13 protein-coding genes are annotated in these 15,274 nt (G+C 70.7%); 10 read left to right on the top strand and 3 right to left on the bottom strand.

Annotation, left to right across the window (positions count from 1 at the left end; genetic code table 11):
- Window positions 1-5 precede the first annotated feature (5 nt).
- Entirely contained in the window at window positions 6-3,914 is a 3,909-nt protein-coding gene (locus tag A6P39_RS39340; protein ID WP_443053080.1) for a type I polyketide synthase, read from the top strand.
- 108 nt (window positions 3,915-4,022) lie between these two features.
- On the opposite strand, the gene A6P39_RS39335 is transcribed toward A6P39_RS39340, so the two are convergent.
- Entirely contained in the window at window positions 4,023-4,391 is a 369-nt protein-coding gene (locus A6P39_RS39335) for an SRPBCC domain-containing protein (RefSeq protein WP_159396133.1), read from the bottom strand.
- Window positions 4,392-4,585: 194 nt separating this feature from the next.
- Here A6P39_RS39335 and A6P39_RS39330 point away from each other — a divergent pair, with 194 nt between their 5' ends.
- From A6P39_RS39330 to A6P39_RS39315, 4 genes are all read left to right on the top strand, one after another.
- Complete coding sequence (locus tag A6P39_RS39330) at window positions 4,586-6,004, top strand: NAD(P)/FAD-dependent oxidoreductase (RefSeq protein WP_079133607.1); 1,419 nt, start codon at window positions 4,586-4,588, stop codon at window positions 6,002-6,004.
- Window positions 6,005-6,016: 12 nt separating this feature from the next.
- Complete coding sequence (locus A6P39_RS39325; RefSeq protein ID WP_079133606.1) at window positions 6,017-6,859, top strand: nuclear transport factor 2 family protein; 843 nt, start codon at window positions 6,017-6,019, stop codon at window positions 6,857-6,859.
- 150 nt (window positions 6,860-7,009) lie between these two features.
- Complete coding sequence (locus A6P39_RS39320; protein ID WP_067051567.1) at window positions 7,010-7,228, top strand: hypothetical protein; 219 nt, start codon at window positions 7,010-7,012, stop codon at window positions 7,226-7,228.
- A gap of 309 nt (window positions 7,229-7,537) precedes the next feature.
- On the top strand, window positions 7,538-7,996 hold the full coding sequence (locus A6P39_RS39315; RefSeq protein WP_067051580.1) for an archease: 459 nt from the start codon (window positions 7,538-7,540) through the stop codon (window positions 7,994-7,996).
- Window positions 7,997-8,023: 27 nt separating this feature from the next.
- Here A6P39_RS39315 and A6P39_RS39310 read toward each other — a convergent pair whose 3' ends face one another.
- Window positions 8,024-9,436 (bottom strand): RtcB family protein, encoded by a 1,413-nt coding sequence (locus tag A6P39_RS39310; protein ID WP_067051565.1) that lies wholly within the window; start codon window positions 9,434-9,436, stop codon window positions 8,024-8,026.
- 226 nt (window positions 9,437-9,662) lie between these two features.
- On the opposite strand from A6P39_RS39310, the gene A6P39_RS39305 reads away from it, so the two are divergent.
- From A6P39_RS39305 to grpE, 3 genes are all read left to right on the top strand, one after another.
- Window positions 9,663-10,505: a hypothetical protein gene (locus A6P39_RS39305; protein ID WP_067051563.1), complete on the top strand. Its 843-nt coding sequence runs from the start codon at window positions 9,663-9,665 to the stop codon at window positions 10,503-10,505.
- Window positions 10,506-10,631: 126 nt separating this feature from the next.
- A complete protein-coding gene (dnaK, locus tag A6P39_RS39300; RefSeq protein WP_067051562.1) occupies window positions 10,632-12,500 on the top strand; it encodes a molecular chaperone DnaK in 1,869 nt (622 codons plus the stop codon).
- 2 nt (window positions 12,501-12,502) lie between these two features.
- Window positions 12,503-13,063: a nucleotide exchange factor GrpE gene (gene grpE / locus A6P39_RS39295; protein ID WP_079133605.1), complete on the top strand. Its 561-nt coding sequence runs from the start codon at window positions 12,503-12,505 to the stop codon at window positions 13,061-13,063.
- Here the strand turns inward: grpE and A6P39_RS39290 are convergent.
- Window positions 13,029-13,520 carry a hypothetical protein gene (locus tag A6P39_RS39290; RefSeq protein ID WP_067051559.1) on the bottom strand — a complete coding sequence of 164 codons (492 nt, stop codon included), beginning with the start codon at window positions 13,518-13,520 and terminating at the stop codon, window positions 13,029-13,031. The two genes, grpE and A6P39_RS39290, sit on opposite strands and share 35 nt — an antisense overlap.
- Before the next feature lie 116 nt (window positions 13,521-13,636).
- Here A6P39_RS39290 and A6P39_RS39285 point away from each other — a divergent pair, with 116 nt between their 5' ends.
- Window positions 13,637-14,086, top strand: coding sequence for a VOC family protein (locus A6P39_RS39285; protein WP_234379086.1), 450 nt, complete (start codon window positions 13,637-13,639; stop codon window positions 14,084-14,086).
- 62 nt (window positions 14,087-14,148) lie between these two features.
- The gene (locus A6P39_RS39280; protein WP_079133611.1) at window positions 14,149-15,111 is read left to right on the top strand and encodes an alpha/beta fold hydrolase; all 963 of its coding nucleotides are present in this window, start codon (window positions 14,149-14,151) and stop codon (window positions 15,109-15,111) included.
- Window positions 15,112-15,274: the final 163 nt, after the last annotated feature.

Raw genomic sequence — 15,274 nt, 5'->3', positions numbered from 1 at the left:
AGAAGATCGTCGAGGCGCTGCGCGCGTCGCTGTCGGAGAACGAGCGGCTGCGGCGGCAGAACCACCAGCTCACCATGGCGTCCCGGGAGCCGGTGGCGATCATCGGCATGGCCTGCCGCTTCCCCGGCGGGGTCCAGAGCCCTGAACAGCTCTGGCAGTTGCTCGTCGAGGGCCGGGACGCGGTCTCGGGCTTCCCGACCGACCGCGGCTGGGACCTCGAGGCGCTCTACGACCCCGATCCCGACCACCCGGGCACGTCGTACACGAGCCAGGGCGGCTTCCTCTACGACGCCGGACAGTTCGACCCGCTCCTGTTCGGCATCTCACCGCGCGAAGCCTTGGCCATGGATCCGCAGCAGCGGCTGCTCCTGGAGTCGGCCTGGGAGGTCTTCGAACGCGCGGGCATCGATCCGACGTCGCTCGGCGGAACCCGGACCGGTGTGTTCGCCGGAGCCATCGCCTCCGGGTACGCGATCGGCCTGCCGGAGTTCCCCGAGGGCGTCCAGGGATACGTCGGCACCGGGACCTCGGCCAGCGTGCTGTCCGGCAGGATCTCGTACGCCTTCGGGCTGGAAGGGCCCGCCGTCACCGTCGACACGGCGTGCTCGTCCTCCCTGGTCGCACTCCATCTCGCCTGCCAGGCCCTGCGCAACGGCGAGTGCTCACTCGCGCTGGCCGGAGGCGTGACGGTGATGGCCGTGCCCGGCCTGTTCACCGAGTTCAGCAGGCAGCGGGGGCTCGCGGCGGACGGCCGCTGCAAGGCGTTCGCGGCGGCGGCCGACGGCACCGGCTTCTCCGAAGGAGCCGGTGTACTCCTCGTGGAGCGCCTCTCCGACGCCCGCCGCAACGGGCACCGGGTCCTCGCCGTCGTACGCGGCTCCGCCGTCAACCAGGACGGCGCCAGCAACGGCCTCACCGCGCCCAACGGGCCCTCCCAGCAGCGGGTGATCCGCCAGGCCCTCGCCAACGCCCGCCTCGAGCCTGCCGAGGTCGACGCGGTCGAGGCCCACGGCACGGGCACGACGCTCGGCGACCCCATCGAGGCCCAGGCGCTCCTCGTCACCTACGGCCGGGAGCGGCCGGAGAACCGCCCGCTCCGGCTGGGCTCGGTGAAGTCCAACATCGGTCACACTCAGGCCGCCGCGGGTGTCGCGGGCGTGATCAAGATGGTCATGGCGCTGCGCCACGAAGTACTCCCGCAGACCCTGCACATCGACGCGCCCTCACCCCACATCGACTGGGACGCGGGCAATGTGTCGCTGCTCGCGGAGGAGGTGAAGTGGCCGGAGACCGGCCGCCCGCGCCGGGCCGGCGTCTCCTCCTTCGGTATCAGCGGCACCAACGCCCACGTCATCCTGGAGGCGGCCCCGCCGGAACCGTCGCCCACCACCGACGAACCCGGAAGGCCGACGGGCCCGGTGCCCTGGCCACTCTCCGCAAGGACCAGGAAGGCCCTCCACGCCCAGGCCGCCCGACTGCTCTCCTTCACCGAGGACACCCCCGAGGTCTCCGTGTCCGCCGTCTCCGCCGCCCTGCTCACCACCCGCGCGTCGCTCGACCACCGCGCCGTCGTCCTGGCCTGCGACCACGACGAGTTCGCACGGGGCCTGCACGCACTCGCCTCCGGCAAGCCGGCGAACGGCGTCGTCACGGGGAGTGTGCGGTCTGGGCGGGTGGCGTTCATGTTCACCGGACAGGGATCCCAACGGCCCGGCATGGGACGGGAGCTGTACGACACCGAGCCCGTCTTTGCCGCCGCACTGGACGAGACCTTCCACGCCCTGGACCCACACCTGCCACGCCCCCTGCGCGACATACTCTTCGGCGACGACGCAGAACTGCTGCAGCAGACACAGTACGCACAACCCGCCCTCTTCGCCCTCGAAACCGCCCTGTACCAGCTCGTCACCCACACCTACGGCCTGCGACCCGACTACCTCCTCGGCCACTCCATCGGCGAACTCACCGCCGCCCACGCAGCCGGCGTCATGACCCTGCCCGACGCAGCCCGCCTGGTCACCGCCCGCGGACGACTCATGCAAACCGCCCCCACCGGCGGAACCATGATCGCCATCCAGGCCACCGAAACCGAAATCACCGAACACCTCACAGCAGGCGTGGCCATCGCCGCCCTCAACTCACCCGACACCACCGTCATCTCAGGCGACACGCACGCCACACAAGCCATCGTTGATCACTTCCGTGACCTCGGCCGCAAAACCAGCCACCTCAACGTCTCCCACGCCTTCCACTCCCCCCACATGGAACCCATCCTCGACGAATTCCGGCACATCGCCGCCACCATCGACTACCAACCCGCCCACACCCCCGTCATCTCCAACACCACCGGACACACCACCGACCACCTCACCTCCCCCGACTACTGGACCCACCACATCCGCAAACCCGTCCGCTTCACCGACAGCCTCCACCACCTCACCCAACACGGCGTCACCTGCCTCCTCGAACTCGGCCCCGACACCACCCTCACCACCCTCGCCCGCACCACCCTCGACGACGTACTCGCCGTCTCCACCCTCCGCCAGGGACGTTCCGAGGCCGAAGCTCTGCGCACGGCCCTCGCCGAACTCTGGACCCGTGGCACCGCCATCACCTGGCCGTCCAGCGCCACCGGGCAGTCGCTCGACCTCCCGACCTACGCCTTCGACCACCGGCACTACTGGCTCGACGCCGTACCCGGCACGTCCGAGGTCGCTGCGCGCCCGGGCCTTGTCGAGGCCGATGACGACGCCCGGCCCACCTTTGCCGAACGGCTCGACGGCCTGTCGGCGGAGGAACGGCTGGACGCCTTGGAGGAATTGGTTCGTGAGACGGTCGCCCTGGTCCTGGGCTTCGCCGAACCGGCGGACGTGGACGCGTCGACGCCGTTCATCAAGCTGGGCATCGACTCCCTCACGGCCGTCGAACTACGGCGCCGGCTGGGCGAGTTCACCGGCATGCCCATTTCCCCTGCGACGGTCTTCGAGCACCCGACGGCCCGTGCCCTCGCCGAGTATCTGGTCCAGGCACCGGACGCGGCCCCCGATGCGGTGACTCGGGCCGTTCGGCCGGCCCCGGCCGTCGCGGACTCCCTCTCGGACCTGTTCGTCCGGGCGTGTGGGCAAGGGGACTTCGCCGAGGTCCACCATCTCGCCCTGCGCCTCGCCGAGTACCGGCCGACGTTCGAGAGCGAACCGGCGCAGTCCCCCGGTGTCGTACGGCTCGGTCACGGTGACGAGGCGCCGGCCGTGGTGTGCTTCCCGTCGTTCGTGTGGAAGCCGGACTTCCAGCAGTATCTGGCCCTGGCCCGGGAGTTGGGGGACGGGCGGGACATCGCGGTGGCCGGGCTGCCGGGGTTCCGGCCCGGGGAGGCGTTGCCCGCCTCGGCCAAGGCGCTGGCCCGAGCGCAGGCCGCGGTGGTGCGCGGGGCTGTCGGGGGGCGGCGGTGCGTGCTGCTCGGTCACTCCTCGGGGGGCTATGTAGCGGCGGCGGTGGCAGCCCACCTGGAGGAGGCCGGCGACGCACCGGCGGGGCTGGTGCTCATCGACACGCCGTGGTGGGGGTCCGGGGACGGGCTGGGGTCGCAGGACTGGCTGCCGGTGATCAACGAGATGCTGCTGGCGCGAAACACCGCGACGGGCGCCGAGGACGACGGTTCGGGCGACGCCTGGGTCACCGCGCGGGCGAAGTACTTCAGCCTGGACTTCGCCGTCGCACCGCGCGAGGTGCCCACCCTGCTGCTGCGCCCGGCCGAGCCGCTGACCGGCTCCGCAGCGGATCCCGGCTGGCGGGCCGTATGGCGGCCGGGCAGCACGGTCGTCGAAGTTCCGGGAAACCACTTCACCATGCTCGAGAGCAGGCATGCCGAGACATGTGCCCGTGCGGTGGAGAACTGGCTCACCACCCTCGAGTGAGAATGGGCCAGGAATGGGAAAGGGCTCTTCGGTACCGTTTCCTGGTATCGAAGAGCCCCTGACCCGAATGGATCGTACGGATCGACCGGATCGTCGGTCAGATGGAGGTCAGATGGATTCGGCGACCCGCTTGATTCCGTCGAGGTGGGAGTTGCTTTCCGCGAGCCCCAGCCGTGTGCTGCCCGCCCCCTCGGGGGTGAGGGTGAATTCGATGAGCCGGGAGTTGGTGTCGTCGGGTGCCGCCTCGGTGGGGACCGTCAGCACGCGGTAGGAGAAATACTTGTGGGGCTCGATCCGCTCGATCGTGGCGGAGAAGACTCCGCCGTTCTTGAAGCGGAAGACCATCTTTCCGCCGGGACGCAGGTCCATCTCGGTATCGGCCTCGCCGAACCACTGGTTCAGGTACTTGTCCTCGGTGAGGACCGCCCACACCTGCTCCACCGAGGCCGAGATGAGCATTTCCCGCGTATCACTCATGCGATTCCTCCCCATTGGGCAACACGTCGCTGGACCCTCACGCTACTCAGCCCGGACAGGGCGCAGTAACCCTTACCGGCACCCCTACCGTCCCCTATTCGTGCCCGGCCGAGAGAATTCGTCTCATCACTGAACCCGGTCCAGGGGTACGGTGTTGGGCGATTCCTCGCCGCGGGAAAGGATCGCGTGAACCGATGACCAGTACCCGAAGCGCCGTGGTTTTGGGCGGCGGCATGGCCGGAATGCTCGTCTCCTCGATGCTGGCTCGTCACGTCGGCTCGGTGACCGTGATCGACCGGGACGAGTTTCCCTCGGGGCCCCAGCTGCGCAAGGGAGTTCCGCAGGCCCGGCACGCGCACATTCTCTGGTCGGGTGGCGCCCGGATCGTCGAGGAACTGCTGCCCGGTACCACGGACCGGCTGCAGGCCGCCGGAGCGCACCGGATCGGAATTCCCGACGGCCAGGTGTCCTTCACCGCGTATGGCTGGCAACACCGCTTCCCCGAGGCCCAGTTCATGATCGCGTGCAGTCGTGCGCTGCTGGACTGGACGGTGCGTGAGCAGGCTTTGCGGGACGGGCGTATCTCCCTGTCCGAGAAGACGGAGGTGCTCGCGCTGCTCGGCGACGCGGGCCGGGTGTCGGGCGTACGGGTGCGGGACGGGGAGTCGGGTGCGGAGCGGGAGCTCGCGGCTGATCTCGTGGTCGACACGACCGGCCGTGGATCACCGCTGAAGCGGCTGGTGGCCGAGCTGGGAGTGCCGGCGCCCGAGGAGGAGTTCGTCGACTCGGGGATGGTGTACGCCACCCGGATCTTCCGTGCGCCGGAGGCCGCGGCGGTGAACTTCCCGCTGGTCAGCGTGCATGCCGACCACCGGGCGGGCCGGCCCGGGTGCAACGCGGTCCTGATGCCGATCGAGGACGGGCGCTGGATCGTCACGGTGTCCGGGACGCGCGGGGGCGAACCACCCGCCGTCGACGAGGAGTTCGTGACGTTTGCCCGGGAAGGCGTCCGTCATCCGCTGGTCGGCGAGCTGATCACCAAGGCGCAGCCGCTGACCTCGGTGGAGCGGTCCCGTTCGACGGTCAACCGGCGGTTGCATTACGAGCGGCTGGCGGCCTGGCCCGAGGGCCTGGTGGTCCTCGGGGACGCGGTGGCCGCCTTCAACCCGGTCTACGGCCACGGTATGAGCGCGGCTGCGCACAGCGTGCTGGCGCTCGAGAAGCAGCTCCGGGAGCGGCCGTTCGAGCCGGGTCTGGCGCGCGCGGCCCAGCACGCGATCGCCCTGGCCGTGGACGACGCATGGGTGCTGGCCACCTCGCACGACATCGGCTACCCGGGCTGCCGTACTCGGACCCGGGACCCTCGGCTGACCCGGCACGCGGGCGAGCGGCAGCGTGTCACCGACCTCGTGGGGGCCACCGCGACCCGCAACCGGGCGGTGAACCGGGCCGCGGTCGCCCTCAACACCCTGTCCGCGACCATGGCGAGCATGCAGGATCCCGAAGTGATGGCGGCGCTCCGGCGTGGCCCCGAGGCGCCCGTGCTGACCGAACCGCCGCTGCACACCGACGAACTCGCACGGCTGGCGTCCGGCGCCGGCGTGACGGCCTGAGGGGGACGGGACATGCCTGTGGAGTCCGTGCGCAAGGATCTGGCTCTTGAGTACTGCCGTCTCGTGAACGCCGGTGAACTGGACGGTGTGCTACGGCTGTTCGCCGCGGACGCGCGGCTCGTCGATCCTCTGGGCAGCGAGCCGGTGACCGGCCGCGAGGCCGTCGGCACCCGGCTGGCCCCGGCGTTGGCCGGTGGGCTGCGGGAGGAGCCGGGCCGTGCGTACGCGGCTCATGACGGCTGTTCCGTCGTGCTCCCGGCGACCGTCACGGTGGGCGCGCCGGGGCTGCCGCCGCAGCGGCGGGTGCGGACTCAGGTGATGGGCATCCTCGACGTCGGCGAGGACGGTCTGATCCAGGAACTGCGCGTGATGTGGGGCAGAACGGACTCGTCGTGGCCCGCGGCCCCGGCGCCCGACGAGGAGCACCGCAAGGAGCTGGCCCGCGAACACTGCCTGCGCATCAACGACGGGGACGTGGACGGCCTGCTCAAGCTGTACTCGCCCCGCATCCGCTTCGAGGACCCGGTCGGCTCCTGGACCCGGACGGGGCTCGAGGCGCTGCGCGCCCACGCCACGATGGCGGTGGGCAGCAACGTCCATGAGGCGGCCGGGCTGACGGTTGCCGGACAGGACGGGCGGCACGCGGCCGTCACGGTGTCCGCGACGATGGACTACCTGCCCTCGGGTCCGCTCCTGGCCCGCCACCACCTCATGACGCTGCCGACCCCGGCCGATCCGGACCGGACGCGTATCGGCATCGAGTACGTGATGGTGATCGGCGTGGACGGCGACGGCCTCATCGAGGAGATGCGCGCCTACTGGGGAGCGACGGACGTCTCCCTGCTCGAACCGTGACAACGCCCCGTCCAGCTTGTCATGAAGTCGACATGACGGCGAGGGCTCGTGAGTGCGCGGACGGCGTCGGTGATCCCGGTTCCCGGACACCGGCACCCGCAGCGCTCCCAGCTGACTGCCCAGCGGTCCGTTTCCGGGCATACTGGTGTCATGGACGGGCACGCTCCGGTGGTGGTGGACCCGCCCGCCCAGGACGGCGGACGGCGGGTGACGGTCCGCGGTGAGCTGATGGGCACCGCCTACACCTTGTTCGACGTCCTCGAATTCCTGCACCGCGCGGACCTGCCGCCCGCCGACACTGCGATCGACGATCCCGAACTGATCGACTGGCGCGGCGGCGGGCCGTACGACTGGCCCAACAGCGTCTGAGCCCCGCGGGCCGTCAACAGTGCCGCCGCGGCGACGCCGGGTGGGCGACGCCGGTCGAGGAGTTGCGCACAGGGCGCGGCACCAGTCAGCGTCAACTCTTCGGAACCGGAGTCCAGTTGGAGTGTCACACCGTGCGCCCGGCTCGGGTCCGGACGATGCTCGGCCGACGGCTCCCCCGGGCGGCCACCCCCTTCACCGAGCTGCTGGTGTCACGGCTGACGGCGCACCAAGGCGCACGCCCGCAAGCGCGGTGATCGGGACGACGGAGCCACGGGGCAGGCCCGCTCGGGGCGGCGTACTGTGGTGGACATGGTCGGCGACATCGGCGACGAGCTGCAGGCGCGGCGTGAGGGCGAGAACGGTCACTGCGCGATGCCGCACACCGCCGACACGCGTCTGCACGCCTGGGGCACCACCCGTGAACACTGCCTGACCGAGGCCGTACGCGCCCTGGTGGAGGCCTTCGCCGAGGTGTCGGACATCCATCCCAGCGGCGTCGAACGGATCCGTCTCGCTCCCGGCGGCGACGAGGACCTGCTGGTCGCGCTGCTGGACGAGGTCGTCTTCCGGCTCGAGGTCGCGGGCCGGGTCCCGGTCGACGTGGAGGCGGAGGCCACCGACGACGGCGGACTGGAGGTACGGCTCTCGCTCGCCGACCTCGCCGACGTCACCGTCATCGGCGCCGCTCCCAAGGGTGTCTCCTGGCAGGAGCTGCACATCGGCCCGGACCCGTACGGATGGACCTGCACGGTGATCGTGGACGTGTGAGCCGTGCACGGGCACCCGTCGGCCTCGTCACCCCTTGACCACTCCGAGCGGCACCAGCCGGGCGACCTTGCGGCACAGCCCCGCCCCCTCGCTCGCTGCGACCACGGCGTCCACGTCCTTGTACGCCTCCGGCGTCTCCTCCGTCAGGCCGCGCCAGGACTTCGGACGTGCGGCGATCCCGGCCTGACGCAGGCGTACGCGCAGCTCACTGCCGGTGACGGTGCGCGCGGCCTGGTGACGGCTCATGGTGCGGCCCGCACCATGGCAGGTCGAGTGGAAGGCGTCGCCCCCGGGCACTCCTGCCAGCACGTACGACGCCGTCCCGAGCGTGCCGGGGATCAGCACCGGCTGCCCGAACTCCCTTATGTCTTCAGGCAGTTCGGGATGTCCGGGCGGAAAGGCCCGGGTGGCGCCCTTGCGGTGCACGCACAGCCGCCGCCGCTGGCCCGCCACCGGATGGGTCTCGATCTTGGCGAGGTTGTGGGAGACGTCGTACACCAGCGAGAGCCGGGCGCCCGCGGCGTGCCGGAAGACGGTCCGGGCCGCGTCGGACAGCAGCTGGCGGTTCGCGCGGCCGTAGTTGGCGGCCGCGGCCATCGCCCCGAGGTAGGCCCGCCCCTCGGGCGAGTCCACCGGCGTACAGGCCAGCTGCCGGTCGGGCACGGTGATGCCGTACCGGGCCATGGCGCGGTCCATGAACCGCACATGATCGGTGCAGATCTGGTGCCCGAGTCCGCGGGACCCGCAGTGGATCATCACACACACCTGGCCCGGCTCGATCCCGAAGGCGGTCGCGGCCGGGCCGTCGTACACCTCGGTGACCTGCTGCACCTCAAGGAAGTGGTTGGCGGAGCCCAGGCTGCCGACCTGGCCGAGGCCTCGCTCGCGGGCCCGCTGCCCGACCTGGGTCACATCGGCGTCGGCGACCGCGCCGCCGTCCTCGCAGCGCAGCAGGTCGCGTTCCTCCCCGTGCCCCCGCTCCACGGCGTACCGGGAGCCCCCGGCCAGCAGCCGCTCCAGCTCGCCGGTGCCGTCCGGCCGCCACACGCCACCGGGCCCGGCACCGCGTGGGATCGCCCGGTCCAGGCTGTCCATCACGGCGGTCAGGGCGGGCCGGAACTCGTCACCGTCGCAGTCCGCGGCGAGCAGCCGCACCCCGCAGGAGATGTCGAAGCCGACACCGCCCGGCGAGACCACCCCTCCGGCGTCCACGTCGGTGGCCGCGACACCGCCGATGGGAAAGCCGTACCCCCAGTGGATGTCCGGCATGGCGTAGGAGGCGGTGACGATCCCGGGCAGCGCGGCCACGTGCACGACCTGCTCCAGGGACTGCTCGGCGTCCGCCAGCAGCCCCCGGGAGGCGAACACGACCCCGGGCACCCGCATGCCACCGCACGGCTCGATGCGGTAGCGGAAGGAACGTTCTTCGACCAATTCCATCGCTGCCTCCGCCCCGGCCCGGTGCGCCCCGGGACCACCGCCCGTGCGGGGCGGCGAGCGCGCCGGTGCCTCCTCCTCCATGCTCCGGCCTGGTGCAACACCGCGCGACACCGGGCATGCCGCGCGGGCAGTGCTGCGGTCGGTGATAGACATCCCGGGACGCGGGAGGCGAGAGATGATGGAGGTGGCGATGTGTTCTGCGAGGAGGAGTGAGGAGGGGAGGGGCATGGCCGGGCCGGGTTCCGACGGCGCCGAGGGCGGGGCGGGGGGCAAGGCGCGGTTCGACGACATCTACGACCGACCGGACCCCCGCACGTACTTCAGGCGGCTGGCCCCGCTCGAGTACGAGATCCCGCACCGTGCTCAGCCGTTCTTCCGGCAGGCCGCCGCCGAACGCTCCGCACTCGACGACGGCCACCCCCACGCGCCGGCCGTGCTGGACGTGTGCTGCTCGTACGGGATCAACGCGGCTCTGCTCAACCATGACGTGACGCTGGCGGAGATGTACGAGCGGTACACCTCCCCTGCCTGCCGTGAGCTGTCGACGGCACAACTCGCGGCGAAGGACAAGGAGTTCTACGCCGAGCGGCGCCGGCCCGGCGCGGTGCCGGTGTTCGGCCTGGACGTCTCGGCCCCCGCCGTGCGGTACGCGCTCGAGGTGGGGCTCCTGGACGCCGCCTTCACCGACGACCTGGAACAGGGCCCACCGGGCCCTCGCCTGCGGCGCGCGCTCGCCGAGGTCGGCCTCCTGACGCTGACGGGCGGCGGCAGCTACGTCACCGCCCGGACGTTCATGGCACTGCTGGACGGTGCGCGAAGGCCGGTGTGGGTCAGCGCGTTCGTGCTGCGGACCGTGTCGTACGACCCGATCGTCCGCGCACTGGCCGCGCACGGTCTGCGCACCACGCTCGATGCCTCCGGCACCTATCCCCAGCGTCTGTTCACCGACGATCGCGAGCAGCGGTACGCGATCACGGCGGTACGGGCGCTGGGCCATGACCCCGCCGGGCTCGAGGAGAACGGCCGCTTCCACTGCCTGCACTATGAGTCGCGGCCCGGTGCACAGTGAGTCACTGACGCCCGCCGCGGTCGGCTTCGTCCCTCCCCGCGTCCGAAATCAGCAGCTCGCAGTGGTCGGCCAGGTGGTCGAAGATGGAAGTGCTGCACCGCCCACAGACGAAGAGGGTGAGTCCAGATGGCGCGTCCAGTCGGCATAGACCTGGGAACGACGAACTCCGTGGTCTCGGTCCTCGAAGGCGGCGAGCCCACCGTCGTCACCAACGCGGAAGGGGCCCGGACGACACCCTCGGTCGTGGCCTTCGCGAAGAACGGCGAGGTGCTGGTCGGAGAGGTCGCCAAGCGGCAGGCGGTCACCAACGTCGACCGCACCGCACGTTCCGTGAAGCGGTACATGGGCCATCACAGCTGGCATTTCCCCCAGCACGGTGACGTCGACGGCAAGCGCTACACGGCGCAGGAGATCTCCGCACGCGTGCTGCAGAAGCTCAAGCGGGACGCGGAGGCGCACCTGGGCGAGGACGTCACCGACGCGGTGGTCACCGTCCCCGCCTACTTCGACGACGCCCAGCGGCAGGCGACCAAGGAGGCCGGGGAGATCGCCGGCCTGAACGTGCTGCGGATCATCAACGAGCCGACGGCGGCGGCGCTGGCGTACGGGCTGGACAAGGAGAACGACCAGACGGTCCTCGTCTTCGACCTGGGCGGCGGCACCTTCGACGTGTCCCTGCTGGAGATCGGCGAGGGCGTCATCGAGGTCAAGGCCACCAACGGCGACACACACCTCGGCGGCGACGACTGGGACCAGCGCGTCGTCGACCACCTGGTCACGACCTTCAAGAACAACTACGGCATCGATCTCGCCAAGGACAAGATGGCCGTCCAGCGGCTGAGGGAGGCCGCGGAGCGGGCCAAGGTCGAGCTGTCCAGCTCGACGGAGACGAACATCAACCTCCCCTACATCACGGCCTCCCCGGAGGGCCCGCTGCACCTGGACGAGAAACTCAGCCGCGCCCAGTTCCAGCAGCTGACGTCGGACCTGCTGGACCGCTGCAAGGCTCCGTTCCACAACGCGGTCAAGGACGCCGGGATCAAGGTGTCCGACATCGACCACGTCATCCTGGTCGGCGGTTCGACCCGTATGCCCGCGGTCACGGACCTGGTGCGGCAGCTGACCGGCAAGGACCCGCACAAGGGCGTGAACCCGGACGAGGTGGTGGCCGTCGGCGCCTCGCTCCAGGCCGGTGTCCTCAAGGGCGAGGTCAAGGACATCCTGCTGCTGGACGTCACTCCGCTGTCCCTGGGCATCGAGACCAAGGGCGGCATCATGACCAAGCTGATCGAGCGCAACACCACGATACCGACCCGCCGTTCGGAGATCTTCACCACCGCCGAGGACAACCAGCCCTCGGTGAGCGTGCAGGTCTACCAGGGCGAGCGGGAGATCGCCGCGTACAACAAGAAGCTCGGCATGTTCGAGCTGACGGGCATCGCGCCCGCGCCGCGCGGTGTCCCGCAGATCGAGGTCGCCTTCGACATCGACGCCAACGGCATCATGCACGTCTCCGCCAAGGACCTCGGCACCGGCAAGGAACAGAAGATGACCGTCACCGGCGGCTCGGCGCTGCCCAAGGACGACATCGACCGGATGGTCCGCGAGGCGGAGCAGCACGCGGAGGAGGACCGCAGGCGCCGGGAGGACGCGGAGACCCGTAACCAGGCCGAACAGCTCGTCTACTCCACCGAGAAGCTCATCAGGGACAACCCCGAGAAGATCCCGGCGGACGCGAAGACCGAGACGGAGAGCGCGCTCACCGAGTTGAAGGAGAAGCTGAAGGGCGAGGACACGGCCGCGATCCGGCAGGCCATGGAGCGTGCGGCCGAGGCGGCGCAGAAGATCGGCACGGCGATGTACGAGAGGTCCCGCACGGAGGGGCAGGCGGCCTCCGGTGCGGGCCCGTCGTCGGGCGCCTCCGCCGCCGCCTCCTCGGACGAAGAGGTGGTGGACGCCGAGATCGTCGACGACGACAAGCCGGAGGCGGGCTGACGATGGACAAGGGCCGGGTGCGGACCAGGGACCCCGCCCAGCTGCAGCGTCTGCTGGAGGAGCGCACGGCCGACCTGCAGCGGGTGAAGGCCGAGTACGACAACTACCGCAAGCGGGTGCGCCGCGACCGCATCGCCGTACGTGAGATCGCCGTCACCAACGTCCTGCGTGCCCTGCTGCCCGTCCTGGACTCCGTCGACCGCGCCTGCGTGCACGAACCCGTGACGACGGGCCTGAAGGACATCGCCGACACCCTGCGGACCCAGGTGGGCGCTCTGGGACTTGAGGCGTTCGGGAAGGAGGGCGACCCCTTCGACCCCGCGTGCCACGACGCCGTCACCCATCACATCTCCCCCGGCGCCGACCAGCTGATCTGCACGAAGATCCTGCGCCCCGGCTACCGGCTCGGTCCCGGGCTGCTCCGTCCGGCCCATGTGGAGGTCACCGGGCCGCCGCCACCCGCGCTGAACCCGCTCGGCCGTGATCGGCCCCGATCCGGCGGGGCGAGCGGCAGCGGCTGTCCCGGCCTCACGCGCGCAGGGCACGGTGACCGGCGCGGGTGAGGTCCGTCGACTCCAGGACAGGCATGACGGCGGGACGTCCCTCCGCCTCCTCGGGCACGGGCAGCGGCTGCCGGCACGGCGTGGAGGTGTCGGTCCTCGGTGCGTCCCGGCGCAGCTCGCGAGCCAGGACCCTGGCGTCCCGATCACTCCTCTCGGCCACGGCGAGCAGCCGGAAGGGCGCCGACGGCCACAGCTCCACGCACACCACGGGTCTGCCGGGCCGCACCGCCACGAAGTCCCGCCCGCCGTGATGGCCGCGTGTGCCGAGGCACAGGACGCCGGGGATGCGGACGCCGCGCTCCCGGATGCCGCGAAGGGCCCGCCACCAGGCCGGTTCGACCGTCACCCGGCGCACCGCCGCCAGCGGCACCCGTACGTCGCCGCACCGTACGGCCGCCCGCTCCCACAGAGCCAGCCGTACGACCAGGTCATCTCCCCTGATCAGCATGTGTGCCATCGTCGGCGCCTCCCTTCCGCCGTCCCTCAGGGAGCACTCCGCCGGCTTTCTGGAAGCCGAGCGGACCCGCTCCTGCGATCGTAGGCCCAAAGCCCGATTTGCCCTCCGGTGGGTACATGTCAGCATCGGTACATGCATCACTCCTGGCCCAGCCACCTCGACGTGGGAGCGGTCCGCTTCGCCCGGCCGACCGCGCATTACGAGTCCTGATCTTCTACCGGGACGTCCTCGGCCTGCCGGTACTCGCTCAGTGGCGCGGCCACCAGGGCTACGACGGCATCGTCCTCGGGCTGCCGGGCACACCGGTGCACATGGAGCTGTTGCAGCACGGCGCGCCGCCCCGCATCCCCGACCCGCACCCGGAGAACCAGCTGGTGCTCTATCTGCGTGGCCCCGAGGCCGTCGCCGTCGTCGCCCGGCGGCTCACCGAGCACGGGCACAGCCCCGTCCCCTCCGCGAATCCCTACTGGCCGCAGCACGGCGCCGTTCTCTTCGAGGACCCGGACGGCTGGCTGGTCGTCCTGGCGCCCTGGGTCTTCGGCGAAGAGCCCCCACCGGCCGGCTGACTGGCGACCGGGTTCCGGCCGCCCTCCAACGCCCGACGATCATGACGCGTACGCTCATGCACATGGTTGAGCATCGCATGATCGACGTGAACGGAATCCGGCTGCACATCGCCGAGCAGGGCAGCGGCCCCCTGGTGGTGCTGCTGCACGGCTTCCCCGAGTCCTGGCACTCCTGGCACCACCAGTTCGGCCCGCTGGCCGACGCCGGTTTCCGGGTGGTCGCACCCGACCAGCGTGGCTACGGCCGCAGCGACCACCCCGACGACGTCAGCGCCTACACCATTTTCCACCTGGTCGGCGATGTCGTCGGGCTGATCCGGGCCCTGGGAGAGGAGCAGGCGTTCGTCGTCGGGCACGACTGGGGCGCCCCGGTCGCCTGGCACACCGCGCTGCTGCGACCGGACATGGTGCGCGCGGTGGCCGGTCTGAGCGTGCCGCCGCCCTTCCGTGGGACGCAGCCGCCGCTCGCGACCATGGACAAGAGGTTCGGCGGCCGCTTCTACTGGAACTACTTCAACCGCCCCGGTGTGGCTGACGCCGAGTTCGCCAGGGACGTACGCACCACGCTCCGGAAGTTCTTCTACGCGGCTTCCGGCTCCGCCCGGGCCGCCGGTGCGGACATGCAGCCGCTGATCGAGCCCGGGCAGGGCTGGCTCGATGGCCTGGCGGACCCCGAGGTGCTGCCGGACTGGTTCACCGAGGACGATCTCGACGCGCTCACCGAGAGCTTCGCCGGCGGCTTCACCGGGCCGCTCAACTGGTACCGCAACCTGGACCGCAACTGGGAACTGACCGCTGCGTGGCACGGCGCCGTCGTCACCCGGCCCGCCCTGTACGTCTACGGCGACCGCGACCTGGTCCCGGCCTTCCCGGGCACGCCCGAACTCATCGAGAAGCTCCCCGACCTGATGCCCAACCTGTGGCGCAAGCCCGTCAAGCTGGCCGGCTGCGGTCACTGGACACAGCAGGAACGCCCGGACGAGGTGAACGCGGCCCTCATCGAGTTCCTCAAGGCGCACACCTGAGAACGGCCCGGTACCGGCGACGGTCCGCCGTCCTGACGGCGTGTCACACCGTAGCCACGGAAAGTTCAAACCATTCTCATGCAGCTTTCTTTCCGGAATCGAAAAAATTAAGCACACGTCAATCCGAAGGACTGAAACGCGGTTTGGAATTCCCCAATTTCCA

It is taken from the genome of Streptomyces sp. FXJ1.172, from assembly GCF_001636945.3.
GTDB lineage: Bacteria > Actinomycetota > Actinomycetes > Streptomycetales > Streptomycetaceae > Streptomyces.
Note: the sequence above shows the minus strand (reverse complement) of the source record. Positions and strands in the feature narration are given on the sequence as shown.

What these genes read in the sequence shown, in the direction of transcription:
- A6P39_RS39330 (WP_079133607.1), top strand. Translation starts at nt 4,586, where the DNA reads ATGACCAGTACCCGAAGCGCCGTGGTTTTGGGCGGCGGCATGGCCGGA.
- A6P39_RS39320 (WP_067051567.1), top strand. Translation starts at nt 7,010, where the DNA reads ATGGACGGGCACGCTCCGGTGGTGGTGGACCCGCCCGCCCAGGACGGC.
- A6P39_RS39315 (WP_067051580.1), top strand. Translation starts at nt 7,538, where the DNA reads ATGGTCGGCGACATCGGCGACGAGCTGCAGGCGCGGCGTGAGGGCGAG.
- A6P39_RS39310 (WP_067051565.1), bottom strand. Translation starts at nt 9,436, where the DNA reads ATGGAATTGGTCGAAGAACGTTCCTTCCGCTACCGCATCGAGCCGTGC.
- A6P39_RS39335 (WP_159396133.1), bottom strand. Translation starts at nt 4,391, where the DNA reads ATGAGTGATACGCGGGAAATGCTCATCTCGGCCTCGGTGGAGCAGGTG.
- A6P39_RS39305 (WP_067051563.1), top strand. Translation starts at nt 9,663, where the DNA reads ATGGCCGGGCCGGGTTCCGACGGCGCCGAGGGCGGGGCGGGGGGCAAG.
- A6P39_RS39325 (WP_079133606.1), top strand. Translation starts at nt 6,017, where the DNA reads ATGCCTGTGGAGTCCGTGCGCAAGGATCTGGCTCTTGAGTACTGCCGT.
- dnaK (WP_067051562.1), top strand. Translation starts at nt 10,632, where the DNA reads ATGGCGCGTCCAGTCGGCATAGACCTGGGAACGACGAACTCCGTGGTC.
- A6P39_RS39285 (WP_234379086.1), top strand. Translation starts at nt 13,637, where the DNA reads ATGTCAGCATCGGTACATGCATCACTCCTGGCCCAGCCACCTCGACGT.
- grpE (WP_079133605.1), top strand. Translation starts at nt 12,503, where the DNA reads ATGGACAAGGGCCGGGTGCGGACCAGGGACCCCGCCCAGCTGCAGCGT.
- A6P39_RS39290 (WP_067051559.1), bottom strand. Translation starts at nt 13,520, where the DNA reads ATGGCACACATGCTGATCAGGGGAGATGACCTGGTCGTACGGCTGGCT.
- A6P39_RS39280 (WP_079133611.1), top strand. Translation starts at nt 14,149, where the DNA reads ATGGTTGAGCATCGCATGATCGACGTGAACGGAATCCGGCTGCACATC.